This window comes from Variovorax paradoxus, from assembly GCF_000834655.1.
Lineage (GTDB): Bacteria > Pseudomonadota > Gammaproteobacteria > Burkholderiales > Burkholderiaceae_C > Variovorax > Variovorax paradoxus_F.
Genome location: NZ_JXQQ01000017.1, coordinates 1 through 14,149, shown reverse-complemented (window position 1 = coordinate 14,149; position 14,149 = coordinate 1). Strand labels below are relative to the sequence as shown.

Here is a 14,149-nt window from a genome sequence, read left to right as displayed (position 1 = left end):
AAAAAGGGACGAAGGCGCGAAGCGGTGATTCAGAGGGGACGTGCCGCGGGCAAGGTCAGGCCGTGCGCGGCAACTCGATGCGAAAACGTGCACCGGGCCCGCCAGGCTGCAGCGTGATGCGGCCCCCGTGGGCTGCAATGTACTCCTGCACGATGGAAAGTCCGATGCCGGTGCCTTTCACCGTGTGCTCGGGTTGGCGTTCGCCGCGGAAGAAGGGCTCGAAGATCCGGTCGCGATCGCCCTCGGCAATGCCCGGCCCGGCGTCGTTCACGTCGATGTACACCGCTTCCGGCGTGCCGGACACCGCGAGCGTGATGACACCGCCCGTTACCGAAAAGCGGATGGCGTTGGATAACAGGTTGGCGATCGCCGTGCCGAGCTTGGTGCGGTCGACGGTGAGCGCGAGCGGCTCGCCCTCGGCGCGCACCCGCAGCCCGTGGGCCTGCCATTGCAGCCGCTGGGCCTCGATCTGCTCTTCGATGAGTGGCAGCAGTTCGGTGCGTTCGCGGCGCAGTTCGCGCGCCTCGAAGGCGGCGGCGTTGAAGCGCAGCAGCGCTTCGATCTGGTTCTGCAGCGAGACGGTGTTCTGGTTCAGGATCTGCGCCACTTCCAGCTGCGCCGGGCTCAGCGGACCCGTCACGCCGTCTTCCAGCAGCGAGACGCCTTCGCGCAGCGCGGCCAGCGGCGTCTTCAGTTCGTGCGACACGTGGCGCAGAAAGCGCGCCTTGTCGGCGTCCAGCTCGGTCAGGCGCAGCCGCAGCCATTCGAGCTGCTGCGACACGCGCCGCACGTCGGCCGGGCCGCGGATGTCGATGGGTACGTCCAGCCGGTTCTGGCCGAGGCCGACGATGGCGTGCTCCATGCGCTTGAACGGGCGCGCGAGCCAGATGCCGAAGGCCAGCGCCAGCACCACGGCCAGCACGCTGGCGGCCACCACTTCGCGCATCAGCCGGCGGCGCGCGTTCTCGATGCGCTTGGCGAGCGCGTCGTTCTGCATCTCGATGAGGAACTGGGCCTGCTGGGCGAGGTTGGTGTTGAGCGTGTCGAGCTCGCGGAACTGCATGGCCATCGTGCTTTCGCGCGTGAGGGCGCTGTCGGCGCTGCCGCTCATGAGGCCCTCGATCACGCCCAGCTGCGCGCGCCACGGCTCGATGCTGGCGGGCAGGAGGCCGTTTCGCTCGAGCCTCTCGAGCACCTGGTGCGACTCGCGCGCGGCTTCGTCGAAGCGGCGGCGCAGCACCGCGTCGTTGAGCACCAGCGACTGGCGGCCGGCGCGCTCCATGGCCGCGCTGCGTTCGGCCAGCGACTGGGACGCGCCCGAGAGGCGCAGCGCGCGCGCGGCGGCATCGCGGCTCTGGGTCATGAGCGCGTCGTACTGGAACACCGAGCGCAGCGCCACGCCCACCAGCAGCGCGGTGATCAGCAGGAAGGCAAAGAGCAGGAGCTGCTGGAACGAGCCCCGGATCGACGGTCGCTTCGCCATCAGTGGGCGAGCGCCACGGCGGACTGCGGCAACACCGGCGACGATTCGCGCGTCACCACTTCGCCGCGCAGCGTGTAGGCCAGCGAGCGCGTGATGCGCAGGTCGGTCATCTGGCCGACCAGGCGGGCGTCACCTTCGAAGTTGACGACGCGGTTGCAGGCGGTGCGGCCCATCAGCTCGTTGGCGTCCTTGCGGGAAGCGCCCTCGACCAGCACGCGCTGCGTGCTGCCCACGAGCGCATCGCCGAAGCGGCGCACGTTGCCGTCGATCACGCGCTGCAGCGTCTGCAGGCGCGCGAGCTTCACCTCGTGCGGCGTGTCGTCCTTCAGCGCGGCGGCCGGCGTGCCGGGGCGCGGACTGAAGATGAAGCTGAAGCTGTTGTCGAACTGGCAGTCGTCGATGAGCTTCATCATCCTGGCGAAGTCTTCGTCGGTCTCGCCGGGGAAGCCAACGATGAAGTCGCTGGAGAGGGCCAGGTCGGGGCGGATGGCGCGCAGCTTGCGAACCGTGCTCTTGTATTCCATGGCGGTGTAGCCGCGCTTCATGGCCATCAGGATGCGGTCGCTGCCGTGCTGCACCGGCAGGTGCAGGTGGCTCACCAGCTGCGGCACCTTGGCGTAGGCCTCGATGAGCCGCGGCGTGAACTCGTTCGGGTGGCTGGTGGTGTAGCGGATGCGCTCGATGCCGGGGATCTCGGCGACGTATTCGATGAGCAGCGCGAAGTCGGCGATTTCGGCGGTGTCGCCCATGCGGCCGCGGTAGGCGTTCACGTTCTGGCCGAGCAGCGTGATCTCGCGCACGCCCTGGTCGGCGAGGCCCGCGATTTCCACCAGCACGTCGTCCAGCGGGCGGTTCACTTCCTCGCCGCGGGTGTAGGGCACCACGCAATAGCTGCAGTACTTGGAGCAGCCTTCCATGATCGACACGAAGGCGGTCGCGCCTTCCACGCGCGCGGGCGGCAGGTGGTCGAACTTCTCGATCTCGGGGAAGCTGATGTCCACCTGCGGGCGGTCCAGGCGCACGCGGTCGTTGAGCATCTCGGGCAGGCGGTGCAGCGTCTGCGGGCCGAACACGATGTCGACATACGGCGCGCGCGCAATGATGGCCGCGCCCTCCTGGCTGGCCACGCAGCCGCCCACGCCGATCTTCACACCCTTGGCCTTCAGGTGCTTCACGCGGCCGAGGTCGGAGAACACCTTCTCTTGCGCCTTCTCGCGCACCGAGCAGGTGTTGAACAGGATGAGGTCGGCCTCGTCCACGTCCTGCGTCGGCTCGTAGCCCTGTGCGGCGTTCAGCACGTCGGCCATCTTGTCCGAGTCGTACTCGTTCATCTGGCAGCCGAAGGTCTTGATGAATACTTTTTTCATGGGAATGCTCTCTGAGGCCCTCCGGAGGTGGAGGGCGCCGCGGCGGGCGCGGAAGGCCTGCGCCGCTTTCTTTCTTGCAGCGGTTACTGCGTATTGAGGGTGTCGTTCGAGGTGAACGGCCAGATGTTCAGGAACGGCTTGTTCAGCGACTCGCGGCTGGCCACGGCTTCCTCGGGGGTGAGGATCCAGATCTCGCGCAGCAGGCCGGCGGCATCGCGCGTGTAGTTCACGAGGTACTTCTGGCCAATGATCGCGCCGGGCATCACCAGCATGTTCTGCGGGCTGCGGATGCGGGCCCCGGCGCCCAGGCGGTCGGCGTTGCCGTCCAGCTCGACGTCGGGCGCATTGGTCACCATGAACTTGCCGCGCAGCGTGCCGATGGGAAAGGTGCGCCCGCCGTTGAGCGACTCGTTCTGGGTCTGGGGGCGAGGAACCTCGTCCTGGGCGCTGGCTTGCAGGGAGAAAAGTCCGGCGCTTGCGGCGAGGGCGCAAAACGCGGTGAAAGTGAGGGCATTCGTGGTTTTCTTGCAGCGGTTCATGGGGTATATCCAGAGGCTGTGGAGCGGGGATTTTAACGAGGGGTGAAACCCCCTTCGTGCCGGCCACAGCAGGTTGAGCGCGGGCTTGTCGGTTGACCTGCTTTACATTTCTTTACGGGAACCATGAACCCCGTGAGTCGGGCGCTGATTCAATAGCCAGTGTCAGCCCAAAGTGCACAAGAACCCATGAAGAAAAATGCTGCCATTGCCCTTGCGGGTGTGTTGATCGTAGCCGTCGCGGGCGGGTGGTGGAGCATGTCCGGAGACAAGCTCGGGACAAAGAATGCAAAGACGGCGGCTGCCACCGGGAACGGCGCCCCGGCCGGCGGCGGCGCACCCGCCCTGGTCACCCTGGCCACCGCCGAGAAGCAGGACGTGCCGGTCACGGTCCAGGTCAACGGCAGCGTGGTCTCCCTGAACAGCGTCGACCTGCGCCCCCAGGTCACCAACACCGTCAGCACCGTGCATGTGAAGGAAGGCCAGTTCGTCAAGGCGGGCCAGTTGCTCTTCTCGCTGGACGACCGCAACGACCAGGCCAACCTCGCCCGCGCCCGCGCCCAGCAGCAGAAGGACGAGGCCACCATGGCCGACCTGGAGCGCCAGTACAAGCGCAGCCAAGACCTGGTGGCGCAGAACTTCATCGCCAAGAGCGCGGCCGACGCCACGCTTTCCCAGCTCGAGGCGCAGCGCGCCGCCGTCGCCGCCGACCGCGCCGCCGTGCAGTCGGCGCAGGTGGCGCTGGGCTATGCCACGCTGCGCGCGCCGATCGCCGGGCGCATCGGCGCCGTCAACATCTACCCGGGCACGCTGGTGCAGCCGACGCTGTCGCTGGTGACCGTCACGCAGTTGGACCCGATCGCGGTGAGCTTCCCCGTGCCCGAGGGCAACCTGCAGGACTTGCTGGAAGCTGCGCGGAGCCGCGCGCCCGTCGAGGCGCTGGTCACCGGGCGCAAGACCCCCCTCATCGGCTCGCTCGATTTCGTCGACAACACGGTCGATCCGCAGATCGGCACCGTTCGCGCCAAGGCCGTGTTCGCCAATGCCGACCAGGGCCTCTGGCCGGGCCAGTTCGTCGGCACGCGCATCACCGTGCGCACGCTCAGCGGTGCCACGGTCGTGCCCGCCGCGGCGCTGATGATGCTGTCCGACGGCACCTCGCTCTACGTGGTCGACCAGGCCAAGACCGCCACCCGCCGCAAGGTGAAGACGCTGCACACCTTCGGCACCAAGGTGGCCGTGAGCGGCATCGAGCCCGGCGAGCAGGTCGTGATCGAGGGCAGCCAGAACGTGCGCCCGGGCGGCAAGGTCCGCGTCGATGCGAAGACGGGCGGGCCGGGCGCCGCCCCGAACGGCACCACGGGCGTGACCCCGGGTAGCGCCGCTTCGTCCGAAGGCACGGACGTCAAGCCGCCGCAGCGGGAACGCGCATGAGCGCCGCGCCGGGCCGCCCCAAGCAAGCTCGCACCGCAGCGCGAAGCGCGGAGGTCCTCCGATGAACATCTCGGAGCTCTGCATCCGTCGTCCTGCGATGACGGTGCTGCTGTCTGCCGCGGTGGTGGTGGTCGGCATCTTTGCGTACTTCAGCATCCCGGTGGCGGCGCTGCCCAGCTACAACACGCCGGTCATCAACGTCAACGCGCAGTTGCCGGGCGCGAGTCCCGACACCATGGCGAGTTCGGTTGCGCTGCCGCTCGAAAAGCAGTTCTCCACCATCCCGGGCCTGCAGACCATCAGCTCGGTCAACACGCAGGGCGTGACCTCGCTCACGCTCGAATTCGTCAGCAGCCGCGACATCGACGCCGCCGCCGTCGACGTGCAGGCCGCGCTCCTGCGCGCCCAGCGCCAGCTGCCGCAGGAGCTGACGCAGCTCCCCTCGTACCGCAAGGTGAACCCGGCCGATGCGCCGGTGCTGTTCATCGCGCTGATCTCGCCGTCGATGAATCCGGCCGAGCTCAACGACTACGCCGAGAACCTCATCTCCCCCACGCTCTCGACCATCGACGGCGTGGCGCAGGTGGGCGTGTATGGCCGCAAGGCCTTTGCGGTCCGCATCAAGGCGAATGCCGACCTGCTCAATGCGCGCAACATCACGCTCGACGAACTGGCCAAGGCGGTGAATTCGGCCAACGCCAACACGCCCGTCGGCGTGCTCGACGGCCCGCGCCAGACGCTCACCATCCAGGCCAATCGCCAACTCGTGAAGGCAGCAGATTTCGCCAAGCTGATCGTCGGCCAGCGCAACGGCGCGCCGGTGCGGCTGGACGAAGTGGCGACCATCGAAGACAGCTTCGAATCGGTCAAGACCGCCAGCAGCTTCAACGGCCAGGACTCCATTTCGCTCGCCGTGCAGCGCCAGCCCAATGCCAACACCGTGCAGGTGGTGGACGCCGTGCGCGCGCTCATCCCGCGCTTCAAGGCGGAGCTGCCGCAGTCGGTCGAGATCCAGATGGTGAACGACCGCTCGCTCTCCATCCGCGAGGCGGTGCACGACGTGCAGCTCACGCTCCTGGGCACCATCGCGCTGGTGGTGCTGGTGATCTTCCTGTTCCTGCACCGGCTGGTGGCCACGCTGATCCCGGCGGCGACCATTCCGATCTCGCTGATCGGCGCGGTGGCGCTGCTCTACGCCTTCGGCTATAGCCTGGACAACGTCTCGCTGCTGGGCATCACGCTGGCCGTGGGGCTGGTGGTGGACGACGCGATCGTGGTGCTCGAAAACATCATGCGCTACGTCGAAAAGGGCATGGAGCCCTTCGCGGCGGCGCTGCGCGGCGCGCGCGAGGTGGGCTTCACCATCGTGTCGATTTCCATCTCGCTGGTGGCCGTGTTCATCCCGATCTTCTTCATGCCGGGGGTCATCGGACTCCTGTTCCACGAGTTCGCCGTGGTGGTGGCGCTGGCGGTGCTGGTGTCGGCCATCGTGTCGCTCACGCTGGTGCCGATGCTCGCGAGCCGGCTTCTGAAGCATGTGCCGCGCGAAGAGGGTGCGCTCGACCATGAAGAAGAGCACCCCGAGCCCGGCACCGCCATCGGCCGCGCCTTCGAGCGCGGCTACCGCTGGGTGCACAGCAACTACATGCGCACGCTCGACTGGACGCTCGAGCACCGCTGGGTGATGCTCACGGCCGCGGGCCTGACCTTCGTCGTCACGGCCTGGCTCTTCGTCACCATTCCCAAGGGCTTCTTCCCCGAGGAAGACATCGGCCAGATACAGATCACCACCGAGGCGGCCGAGGACATCTCCTTCACCGCGATGAAGGTGCTGCAGGACCGCGTGGCCGCAACGCTCAAGGACGACCCGAGCGTCGATTACGTGAGCTCGTTCGTCGGCGTGGGCGGCCCGACCGCCACGCAGAATTCGGGCCGCCTCTTCGCCGTGCTCAAGCCGCGCAGCGAGCGCCCGCAGATGGCCAAGGTGCTCGAGTCGTTGCGCCAGCGCTTCCGCGAGATCCCGGGCATTGCCGTCTACATGCAGCCGGTGCAGAACCTGCGCCTGGGCGGGCGCCAGAGCAAGGCGCGCTTCCAGTACACGCTGCAGAGCGTGAATGCCGGCGAGATGGTGCCCTGGGCCACGCGGCTCATGGAACGCATGCGAGCCGACCCCGCCTTCCGCGACGTGACCAGCGACTCGCAGAACCGGGGCCTGCAGGCCACGCTGGAGATCGACCGCGACAAGGCCGGCGTGCTCGGCGTGGCGGTGGGAGACCTGCGCACCGCGCTCTACAACGCCTACGGCGACCGGCAGATCGGCAGCATCTACGCGGCGAGCAACACCTACCAGGTGATCCTTTCGGCCGCCGACAACGACCGCCAGTTCGAGGACGACGTCTCGCGCCTGTCGGTGCGCAGCACCACGGGCAAGCTGGTGCCGCTGTCGGCCTTCTCGACCATCAACCGCACCGTGGGGCCGACCTCGGTCAACCACCAGGGCCAGCTGCAGGCGGTGACGGTGTCGTTCAACCTCGCGCCCGACGTGCCGCTGGGCAACGCGACCGCCAAGATCGACCAGTTCAAGAACGAGCTGAAGATGCCGCAATCGATCATCACCACCTACGGCGGCGATGCGGCGGTGTTCCAGAGCTCGCAGTCGAGCCAGGCCGTGCTGCTGGTGCTTGCGGTGCTGGTCATCTACGTGCTGCTGGGCGTGCTGTACGAGAGTTACATCCACCCGCTGACCATTCTTGCGGGCCTGCCCTCGGCGGCCGTGGGGGCGCTGCTGTCGCTCAAGATCTTCGGCTTCGACCTCACGCTGATCGCGACCATCGGCATCCTGCTCCTGATCGGCATCGTGAAGAAGAACGCGATCATGATGATCGACTTCGCCCTCGATGCGCAGCGCACCGAAGGCCTGAAGCCGGTCGATGCGATCCGCGAAGCCTGCCGGCTGCGCTTCCGCCCGATTCTCATGACCACGCTGGCCGCGCTGATGGGCGCATTGCCGCTCGCACTGGGCCTGGGCGCCGGCGCCGAATTGCGCCAGCCGCTGGGTGTGGCGGTGGTGGGCGGGCTGATCTTCTCTCAGGTGATCACGCTGTACATCACGCCCGCGATCTACCTGGCGCTCGACCGCTACAGCGGCACCGGGCCAATGGTCGACCTCCCCGGCGAAGCGAAGGCCGAAGCCGGTGCCGGAGGGCACGCGGCCTCGCACGCCTGACGGAAATTCAAAAGATGCCGGATGGTCATGAAAGTGAGCCATCCGGCCACGAAGGACTTCTGCAGTCCTGCGAAACGCCACACCCAGGCCATCGCCCATCGAAGGCGCTCCGGCCTCTTTTTTCAACGGCTCCCGTTCCCTCCGCCATCGCTCTTCTCTTGTGTGTGACGGGATGGATGATCGCGATGGTGTGAAGGTGTCGACGGTATCCAGCGATACAGGAAGCGGTCTATTTCTCCGGGGTCACGCATCGCGGAAATGGCGCAATGCCGGCGCATCCGGAATGGTGACCTGCCGGGCCCGCGTCTCGATGAGCCCGAGCCCTGCCAGCGAATTCAACGTGCGGGTGACGGTGACGCGGCTCAATGCCGTCATGGCGCCAATCTGCTCGTGCGTCAGATCGACGGTGAGTTTTTTCGATGCCTGCGTCGATGCCAGGCGTGCCACGCGCAGCAGCAGATCGATGACCCGCTCCTTGGGCGCCGCCGAGGCCACCCCGGCAAGTTTGGCGACGATCATGTGGTTCTTGAATCCGAGCAGCTGGATCAGGGAGGTCGCAAGCTCGGGAAGCTCCGAGAATTGCTGCGCGACATCCGCCGGTCGGTAGCGGCTGAGAAGGGCCGGCGCGACCGCCCGGGTCGTCGTCGGCCGGGGACTGTCGGCAAACGCCGGGCCTTCGCCAAAAATCGCCCCCGGCCCGAAGATCTCGAGCAGGAACTCCGCGCCGTTGCTCCGATGGATCGTGGAATGAACGAACCCGGACCGCAGCAGATAGAAGTAATCGTGCCGCTCCCCTTCGCGCGCGATGGTGTCGCCGGCTTCCAGGGTGACGAAGCTTCCCAGCTGCGTGGCGTCGATCCACGGCGCGGACAGCGTCTGGGATGCATCCCAGCTGGCGTATGCCGAGGGGGTGGGACTGGTTCTTTTCATGGGAGCGTCTTTCCCGGGGCGGAGAAAGGCAGGCGGCCCATCGTGCCGTCGCGCTAGGTCGTGGCCTCGTCGAGCGGCATGTCCGCCGCCAGGTGGGCGACGTCGCTCCAGCCCACGAGGCTGAAGCCCTCGGGCGTCCACAGCATGCGGTTGATGGCCGCATTGCCCAACTGCCACGTGCGCGGCGCCTGCAGCTCCTGGCGGGTGGCGGCGCGATAGAGCACGTCCATCACGCCGCCGTGCGCCACCAGCGTGACCAGTTGGCCCGGATGGCGCGCCGCCAGCTCGGCCGCCACGCGCGTGACGCGGTCGCGAAAGGTCAGCAGGCTCTCGCCGCCGACGGGTTCGAATTCGGGATCGCGCTCGCGCCAGCGCTTGGCGTCCTCGGGAAGCGTCGATTCGATCTCCGCGAAGCTCATGCCCTCCAGGTGACCGAAGGCGCGTTCGCGCAGGCGGGGCTCGGGCTGCACGGCGAGCCCGTGCGGCCTGGCGATTTCCTCGGCGGTCTGCCAGGCACGCGAGAGATCGCTCGCATAGATGACGCCGATGTCCTCGTCCGCCAGGGCCTGGCCCGCCCGCTGCGCTTGCCACAGGCCGGTGGCGTTGAGTCCGATATCGATCTGCCCCTGGATGCGGGTGTCGACGTTCCAGGCGGTCTCGCCGTGGCGAACGGCGATCAGGCGGGTGGCTTCTTGCATCCGCCCGATTCTAGAAGTGCGCTGTTTCGCGGCCGGTCGCGCTTCATTGCGCTGCCGGCTTGTTCGCCGTGGCCAAGTCGATGTTCACCCGGCGTTCGCCCTGCGGCGGATTCGGAAAGCCCTGCAGCGCGGCCTGGAACATGACCGGCAGGATGGCCGCGCTCGCGTTGTACGGGCCGTCGTTGCGGGCCCGGGTTTCGTAGACCACCCGGTTGGAGCCGGCTTCGCGCAGCACGATGCTCACTTCGCGCTCGTACCAGGGGTTGGCAGCCGGCGGAAAGAACGCCGGGCCGCCGTACCAGCCGCCATACCCGCGGCGGCCGTAGTAACCGTAACCGCCGCCGTAGCCATAACCCCAGGGGCCGTCGAAGAGCCACGGATCGGCCCAGGGCGAAAGCCCGGTGGTCACGCGGGCGCCGATCTGCGCGCTGTACTGCGGCCTGGCGTCGTCGCGGCGCAAGCCCACTTTCTCTAGCGCCGCGGCCGCCATCGCTTCGAGCGAGTCCTGGCGGGCGGTGTCGGCCTGCTGCGAAGGCAGGCGCTCGAAGCGGTAGGTGGCGCCGGGCGGCACGTTGCCGATCGACGAAAAACTCTTCACGTCGCTGTCGACCACCCAGGAGGTGGCGCAGCCGCTGAGGGTTGCTGCTGCTACCAAAAGCAGAGCGAGAGAAGCACGTTTCATAAAGGGTCTCCGGGCAGCGATGCCCCAAATTCCCCTGGGTAGCCGATCAGCCCTGGACGATGCGAAGGGCTGCAGGTGCCTGGGAGAGCAAGTCGTAGGAGGGCGTGTCGAAGGCCTTGTCGCCTTCGTCGTCGGCCACGCCCGTCGCCTTCAGACCCTTGAAGTCGTGCCGCGTTCCGTCGAGCAGGTGCGACGGCACCACGTTCTGCAGCGCGGTGAACATGTTCTCCACGCGGCCGGGGTGCTTCCTGTCCCACTCGCGCAGCATCTCGCCGACCTGCTTGCGCTGCAGGTTCTCCTGGCTGCCGCACAGGGTGCACGGAATGATCGGGAACTCGCGGTGCTGCGCCCAGCGGACCAGGTCTTTCTCGGCCACGTAGGCGAGCGGGCGGATCACGATGTGCTTGCCGTCGTCGCTCACCAGCTTGGGCGGCATGCTCTTCAGCTTGCCGGCGAAGAACATGTTGAGGAAGAAGGTCTGCAGCATGTCGTCGCGGTGGTGGCCCAGCGCCACCTTGGTGGCGCCCAGCTCGTCCGCCACGCGGTACAGGATGCCGCGGCGCAGGCGGCTGCACAGGCCGCAGGTCGTCTTGCCCTCGGGAATGACGCGCTTGACGATGCTGTAGGTGTCCTGGTTCTCGATGTGGAAGGCCACGCCGAGTTCGCTCAAATACTTGGGCAGCACCTCTTCGGGAAAGCCGGGCTGCTTCTGGTCGAGGTTGACCGCGACGATGTCGAAGTGGATCGGTGCGCGCGCCTTGAGCTTGAGCAGGATGTCCAGCATCGCGTAGCTGTCCTTCCCGCCCGAGACGCACACCATGACCTTGTCGCCCTCTTCGATCATGTTGTAGTCGACGATGGCACGGCCGACCTCGCGGCACAGGCGCTTTTCGAGCTTGTGCGTCTCGCGTTCGATCTTCAGCGAGTTGGTGGGCGCGGCGACGGTTGCGGCGTCGGAAGGCGCCTCGTCGATCCAGACGGCGTTCATTGGTGGGCTACTTCAGGCAAAGCGGGGGAAAGGACCCCGATTTTGCCTTGGTTCACCATTCCCCGGCTTCCATGCGGATCGCCACTTCGCAGTCGTCGAAGATTTCGAGCTTGGCGATCTTCACCCGCACGCCCCGCACGCCGGGCAGTTGCAGCAGGCGGTGCACCACCTTGCCGATGAGGCTTTCCAGCAGGTTGACGTGCTGAGCGGTGCACTCGTCGATGATGATCAGGCGCACCTTGCGGTAGTCGAGCACGTGGAAGATGTCGTCGTCCTGTGGCAGCAGCGGCTGCGGGCCCAGGCTGAGCTCGGCGTCGACCAGGATGGGCTGCGGTGCCGTTTTCTCGTGATCGAGGATGCCCAGATTGGCGTCGAAACGCAGGCCCTGGAGGGTGAGCGTCTGGCGGCCTTGGATCGGCGAAGGCGAAGGCGTGGAAATGGACATCGTCGTGCTCACATGAGCGAGAAATCGCGCTCGAATTTCATCAGGTGCTGGCCGCCATCGACCAGCAGCGTGGTGCCGGTGATCGAGCCGTTCTCCAGCGCGAATTTCACCGTGGCGACCACGTCGGCCGGCGTGGAAGAGCGACCCAGCGGCGAGAGCTTGTGCAACTGCGCGAACTTGTCGTCGTCCAGCATGTGGCTCGGCAGCGTGAGGCCGGGCGCCACGCCCACCACGCGCACGCGCGGCGCCAGGGCCAGCGCGAGCATCGGCGTGGCGGCTTCGAGTGCGGCCTTGGAGAGCGTGTAGCTCAGGAAATCGGGATTCGGGTTCCACAGCTTCTGGTCGAGCAGGTGGACGACCGCGCCCTGCGCATCGCGCCGTGCCAGGTGATCGTGCAGCGCCTGCGCAAGAAGGATGGCCGCGCCCGTGTTGCTGCGTGCATGGCGTTCCATGAGCGCGTAGCTGAAGCTGGCGGTGTCGTCGTGTTCGAAGAGGGCCGCGCTGTGGACCACGGCATCGACGGTGCGAAAGCGCGCGGCGACGCGTGGCAGCAGCGCGCGCGTGGCGTGCTCGTCTTCGAGGTCGGCTTCGAAGAGCGCCGAGTCGCCCGAGAGCGCGGCGCAATCGGCGACGGTCTGCTCGGCCTCGGCGCGCGAGTTGCGGTAGTGCACCGCCACCTGCCAGCCGCCTGCAGCGAGTGCCAATGCGATCTCACGGCCCAGCCGTCGGCCTGCACCCGTGACGAGGACGGTGCGGCGGATGGGGGAGAGGGAGGCAGTGCTCATGCGACGGGAGGGAGGGACAGAGGGAGAATGGGGGGGTGACGACCAAGACCCCGAACAGTTTACCCACCGCCCTGGACCACCTGATCGCCCGCTCCGTCGAGCGCGCGGGCGGCTGGATCGGCTTCGATCGCTTCATGGCACTCGCCCTGTATGCGCCGGGCCTGGGCTACTACGCCAACACCTCGGCCAAGTTCGGCCACATGCCCTCCTCGGGCAGCGACTTCGTGACCGCGCCGGAGCTCACGCCGATGTTCGGCCAGACGCTGGCCGCGCAGGTGGCCCAGGCGCTGGAGAAGACCGGCACCGACACCGTCTGGGAATTCGGCGCCGGCTCCGGCGCGCTCGCGGTGCAACTTCTGCACGCGCTCGACGACATGGGTCGCAGCGACGTGCGCTACCGCATCGTCGACCTCTCGGGCACCTTGCGCGAGCGCCAGCAGCAGGCGCTGGTGCGTTATGCGGACCGCGTCGAATGGCTCGGCGAACTGCCCGAGAAGATGCAGGGGGTGGTCGTCGGCAACGAGGTGCTCGATGCGATGCCCGTGCAGTTATTGGCGCGCGTGAAAGGCCAGTGGTTCGAGCGCGGCGTGGTGCGCAACGCGACCGGCGACGGCTGGACCTGGGCCGATCGACCGACCGACTTGCGCCCGCCGGTCGACGTGCCCGGCGCGCACGATTACCTCACCGAGATTCATCCGCAGGCGCAGGCTTTCATCGCCACGCTGGCGGACCGGCTGGAGAAGGGCGCGGCCTTTCTCATCGACTACGGTTTTCCCGAGAGCGAGTATTACCACCCGCAGCGGCACATGGGGACGGTGATGTGCCACCGGGCGCACCAGGCGGACGGGGATCCGCTGGCCGATGTGGGCTACAAGGACATCACGGCGCATGTCGATTTCACCGGGATTGCGCTGGCGGGGCAGGATGCGGGGCTCGAGGTGCTGGGGTATACGAGCCAGGCGCGGTTTCTGCTGAATTGCGGGTTGGTTTCCCGGATGGAGCAGGGCTCGGTTGCCGAGCGGGCGATGGCTGCCAGGCTCATTCATGAGCATGAGATGGGGGAGCTTTTCAAGGTGATTGGGTTTGCGGTCGGCGAACCTTGGGATGCGATGGGGTTTGCTGAGGGGGATCGCAGCCATACGCTGTGAGGTTTGCTGCTTCGGTTGCGTTCCGAGGCCGGGTCTCGGCCCGGCGGCCGACCTACTTTTCTTTGCTTCGCCAAAAAAAACGTAGGCAAAAGAAAGGCGACCCCGCTGTCTGCGACTCTCCGCTTCGCTGCGGGCAACCTGCGGTGCTCGCGTTTCGCGGGGTCTCGCAGAACTCGCTTCGCTCAGACAGCTGCGAGCCCTGATCCGCGAAACGCTGCGCTCCTCGGCGCAGCCATAGGGGATTAGGAAACCTACAGGCCATTGTTGCGCTCGGCTCGGAGCTCGGGCCTTTGCTTCGCTCGGCCACTGTGCCCCCACCCCGACCCTCCCCCGGAAGGGGAGGGAGAAAAGCAGGACATGCGACACGGGCCTGATGCATTGCTCCTTCCCCTCCCGGGGGAAGGCTGGGATGGGGGCACGACGGCGC

12 protein-coding genes are annotated in these 14,149 nt (G+C 67.2%); 3 read left to right on the top strand and 9 right to left on the bottom strand.

Annotated elements, in window-relative coordinates; all coding sequences use genetic code 11:
• Nucleotides 1-55 precede the first annotated feature (55 nt).
• The 3 genes from RT97_RS08390 to RT97_RS08380 all read right to left on the bottom strand — a co-directional run bounded on the left by RT97_RS08390 (nt 56) and on the right by RT97_RS08380 (nt 3,389).
• The gene (locus RT97_RS08390) at nt 56-1,483 is read right to left on the bottom strand and encodes a sensor histidine kinase (protein WP_042578329.1); all 1,428 of its coding nucleotides are present in this window, start codon (nt 1,481-1,483) and stop codon (nt 56-58) included.
• On the bottom strand, nt 1,483-2,850 hold the full coding sequence (miaB, locus tag RT97_RS08385; protein WP_042578328.1) for a tRNA (N6-isopentenyl adenosine(37)-C2)-methylthiotransferase MiaB: 1,368 nt from the start codon (nt 2,848-2,850) through the stop codon (nt 1,483-1,485). Before miaB ends, RT97_RS08390 begins: the two co-directional genes overlap by 1 nt.
• A gap of 83 nt (nt 2,851-2,933) precedes the next feature.
• On the bottom strand, nt 2,934-3,389 hold the full coding sequence (locus tag RT97_RS08380; protein ID WP_042578327.1) for a hypothetical protein: 456 nt from the start codon (nt 3,387-3,389) through the stop codon (nt 2,934-2,936).
• A gap of 255 nt (nt 3,390-3,644) precedes the next feature.
• Here RT97_RS08380 and RT97_RS08375 point away from each other — a divergent pair, with 255 nt between their 5' ends.
• Both RT97_RS08375 and RT97_RS08370 read left to right on the top strand, forming a co-directional pair.
• Nucleotides 3,645-4,820 (top strand): efflux RND transporter periplasmic adaptor subunit, encoded by a 1,176-nt coding sequence (locus RT97_RS08375; RefSeq protein ID WP_042578394.1) that lies wholly within the window; start codon nt 3,645-3,647, stop codon nt 4,818-4,820.
• 61 nt (nt 4,821-4,881) lie between these two features.
• Nucleotides 4,882-8,046 (top strand): efflux RND transporter permease subunit, encoded by a 3,165-nt coding sequence (locus RT97_RS08370; protein ID WP_042578326.1) that lies wholly within the window; start codon nt 4,882-4,884, stop codon nt 8,044-8,046.
• 243 nt (nt 8,047-8,289) lie between these two features.
• Here RT97_RS08370 and RT97_RS08365 read toward each other — a convergent pair whose 3' ends face one another.
• Genes RT97_RS08365 through RT97_RS08340 form a run of 6 tightly spaced genes read right to left on the bottom strand, consistent with a single transcriptional unit; the run spans nt 8,290 to nt 12,574 of the window.
• Nucleotides 8,290-8,976 carry a Crp/Fnr family transcriptional regulator gene (locus tag RT97_RS08365; RefSeq protein ID WP_042578325.1) on the bottom strand — a complete coding sequence of 229 codons (687 nt, stop codon included), beginning with the start codon at nt 8,974-8,976 and terminating at the stop codon, nt 8,290-8,292.
• Between the two features lie 53 nt (nt 8,977-9,029).
• Nucleotides 9,030-9,674: a histidine phosphatase family protein gene (locus tag RT97_RS08360; protein ID WP_042578324.1), complete on the bottom strand. Its 645-nt coding sequence runs from the start codon at nt 9,672-9,674 to the stop codon at nt 9,030-9,032.
• Nucleotides 9,675-9,717: 43 nt separating this feature from the next.
• On the bottom strand, nt 9,718-10,356 hold the full coding sequence (locus RT97_RS08355) for a DUF4136 domain-containing protein (protein ID WP_042578323.1): 639 nt from the start codon (nt 10,354-10,356) through the stop codon (nt 9,718-9,720).
• Nucleotides 10,357-10,402: 46 nt separating this feature from the next.
• Entirely contained in the window at nt 10,403-11,344 is a 942-nt protein-coding gene (gene ttcA, locus RT97_RS08350; protein WP_042578322.1) for a tRNA 2-thiocytidine(32) synthetase TtcA, read from the bottom strand.
• A 52-nt stretch (nt 11,345-11,396) separates the two neighbouring features.
• On the bottom strand, nt 11,397-11,789 hold the full coding sequence (locus RT97_RS08345) for a dihydroneopterin aldolase (protein ID WP_042578393.1): 393 nt from the start codon (nt 11,787-11,789) through the stop codon (nt 11,397-11,399).
• A gap of 8 nt (nt 11,790-11,797) precedes the next feature.
• Nucleotides 11,798-12,574, bottom strand: coding sequence for an SDR family oxidoreductase (locus tag RT97_RS08340; protein ID WP_042578321.1), 777 nt, complete (start codon nt 12,572-12,574; stop codon nt 11,798-11,800).
• A gap of 35 nt (nt 12,575-12,609) precedes the next feature.
• Here RT97_RS08340 and RT97_RS08335 point away from each other — a divergent pair, with 35 nt between their 5' ends.
• Entirely contained in the window at nt 12,610-13,722 is a 1,113-nt protein-coding gene (locus tag RT97_RS08335; protein ID WP_042578320.1) for a class I SAM-dependent methyltransferase, read from the top strand.
• Nucleotides 13,723-14,149 lie beyond the last annotated feature (427 nt).

What these genes read in the sequence shown, in the direction of transcription:
- RT97_RS08390 (WP_042578329.1), bottom strand. Translation starts at nt 1,483, where the DNA reads ATGGCGAAGCGACCGTCGATCCGGGGCTCGTTCCAGCAGCTCCTGCTC.
- miaB (WP_042578328.1), bottom strand. Translation starts at nt 2,850, where the DNA reads ATGAAAAAAGTATTCATCAAGACCTTCGGCTGCCAGATGAACGAGTAC.
- RT97_RS08380 (WP_042578327.1), bottom strand. Translation starts at nt 3,389, where the DNA reads ATGAACCGCTGCAAGAAAACCACGAATGCCCTCACTTTCACCGCGTTT.
- RT97_RS08375 (WP_042578394.1), top strand. Translation starts at nt 3,645, where the DNA reads ATGTCCGGAGACAAGCTCGGGACAAAGAATGCAAAGACGGCGGCTGCC.
- RT97_RS08370 (WP_042578326.1), top strand. Translation starts at nt 4,882, where the DNA reads ATGAACATCTCGGAGCTCTGCATCCGTCGTCCTGCGATGACGGTGCTG.
- RT97_RS08365 (WP_042578325.1), bottom strand. Translation starts at nt 8,976, where the DNA reads ATGAAAAGAACCAGTCCCACCCCCTCGGCATACGCCAGCTGGGATGCA.
- RT97_RS08360 (WP_042578324.1), bottom strand. Translation starts at nt 9,674, where the DNA reads ATGCAAGAAGCCACCCGCCTGATCGCCGTTCGCCACGGCGAGACCGCC.
- RT97_RS08355 (WP_042578323.1), bottom strand. Translation starts at nt 10,356, where the DNA reads ATGAAACGTGCTTCTCTCGCTCTGCTTTTGGTAGCAGCAGCAACCCTC.
- ttcA (WP_042578322.1), bottom strand. Translation starts at nt 11,344, where the DNA reads ATGAACGCCGTCTGGATCGACGAGGCGCCTTCCGACGCCGCAACCGTC.
- RT97_RS08345 (WP_042578393.1), bottom strand. Translation starts at nt 11,789, where the DNA reads ATGTCCATTTCCACGCCTTCGCCTTCGCCGATCCAAGGCCGCCAGACG.
- RT97_RS08340 (WP_042578321.1), bottom strand. Translation starts at nt 12,574, where the DNA reads ATGAGCACTGCCTCCCTCTCCCCCATCCGCCGCACCGTCCTCGTCACG.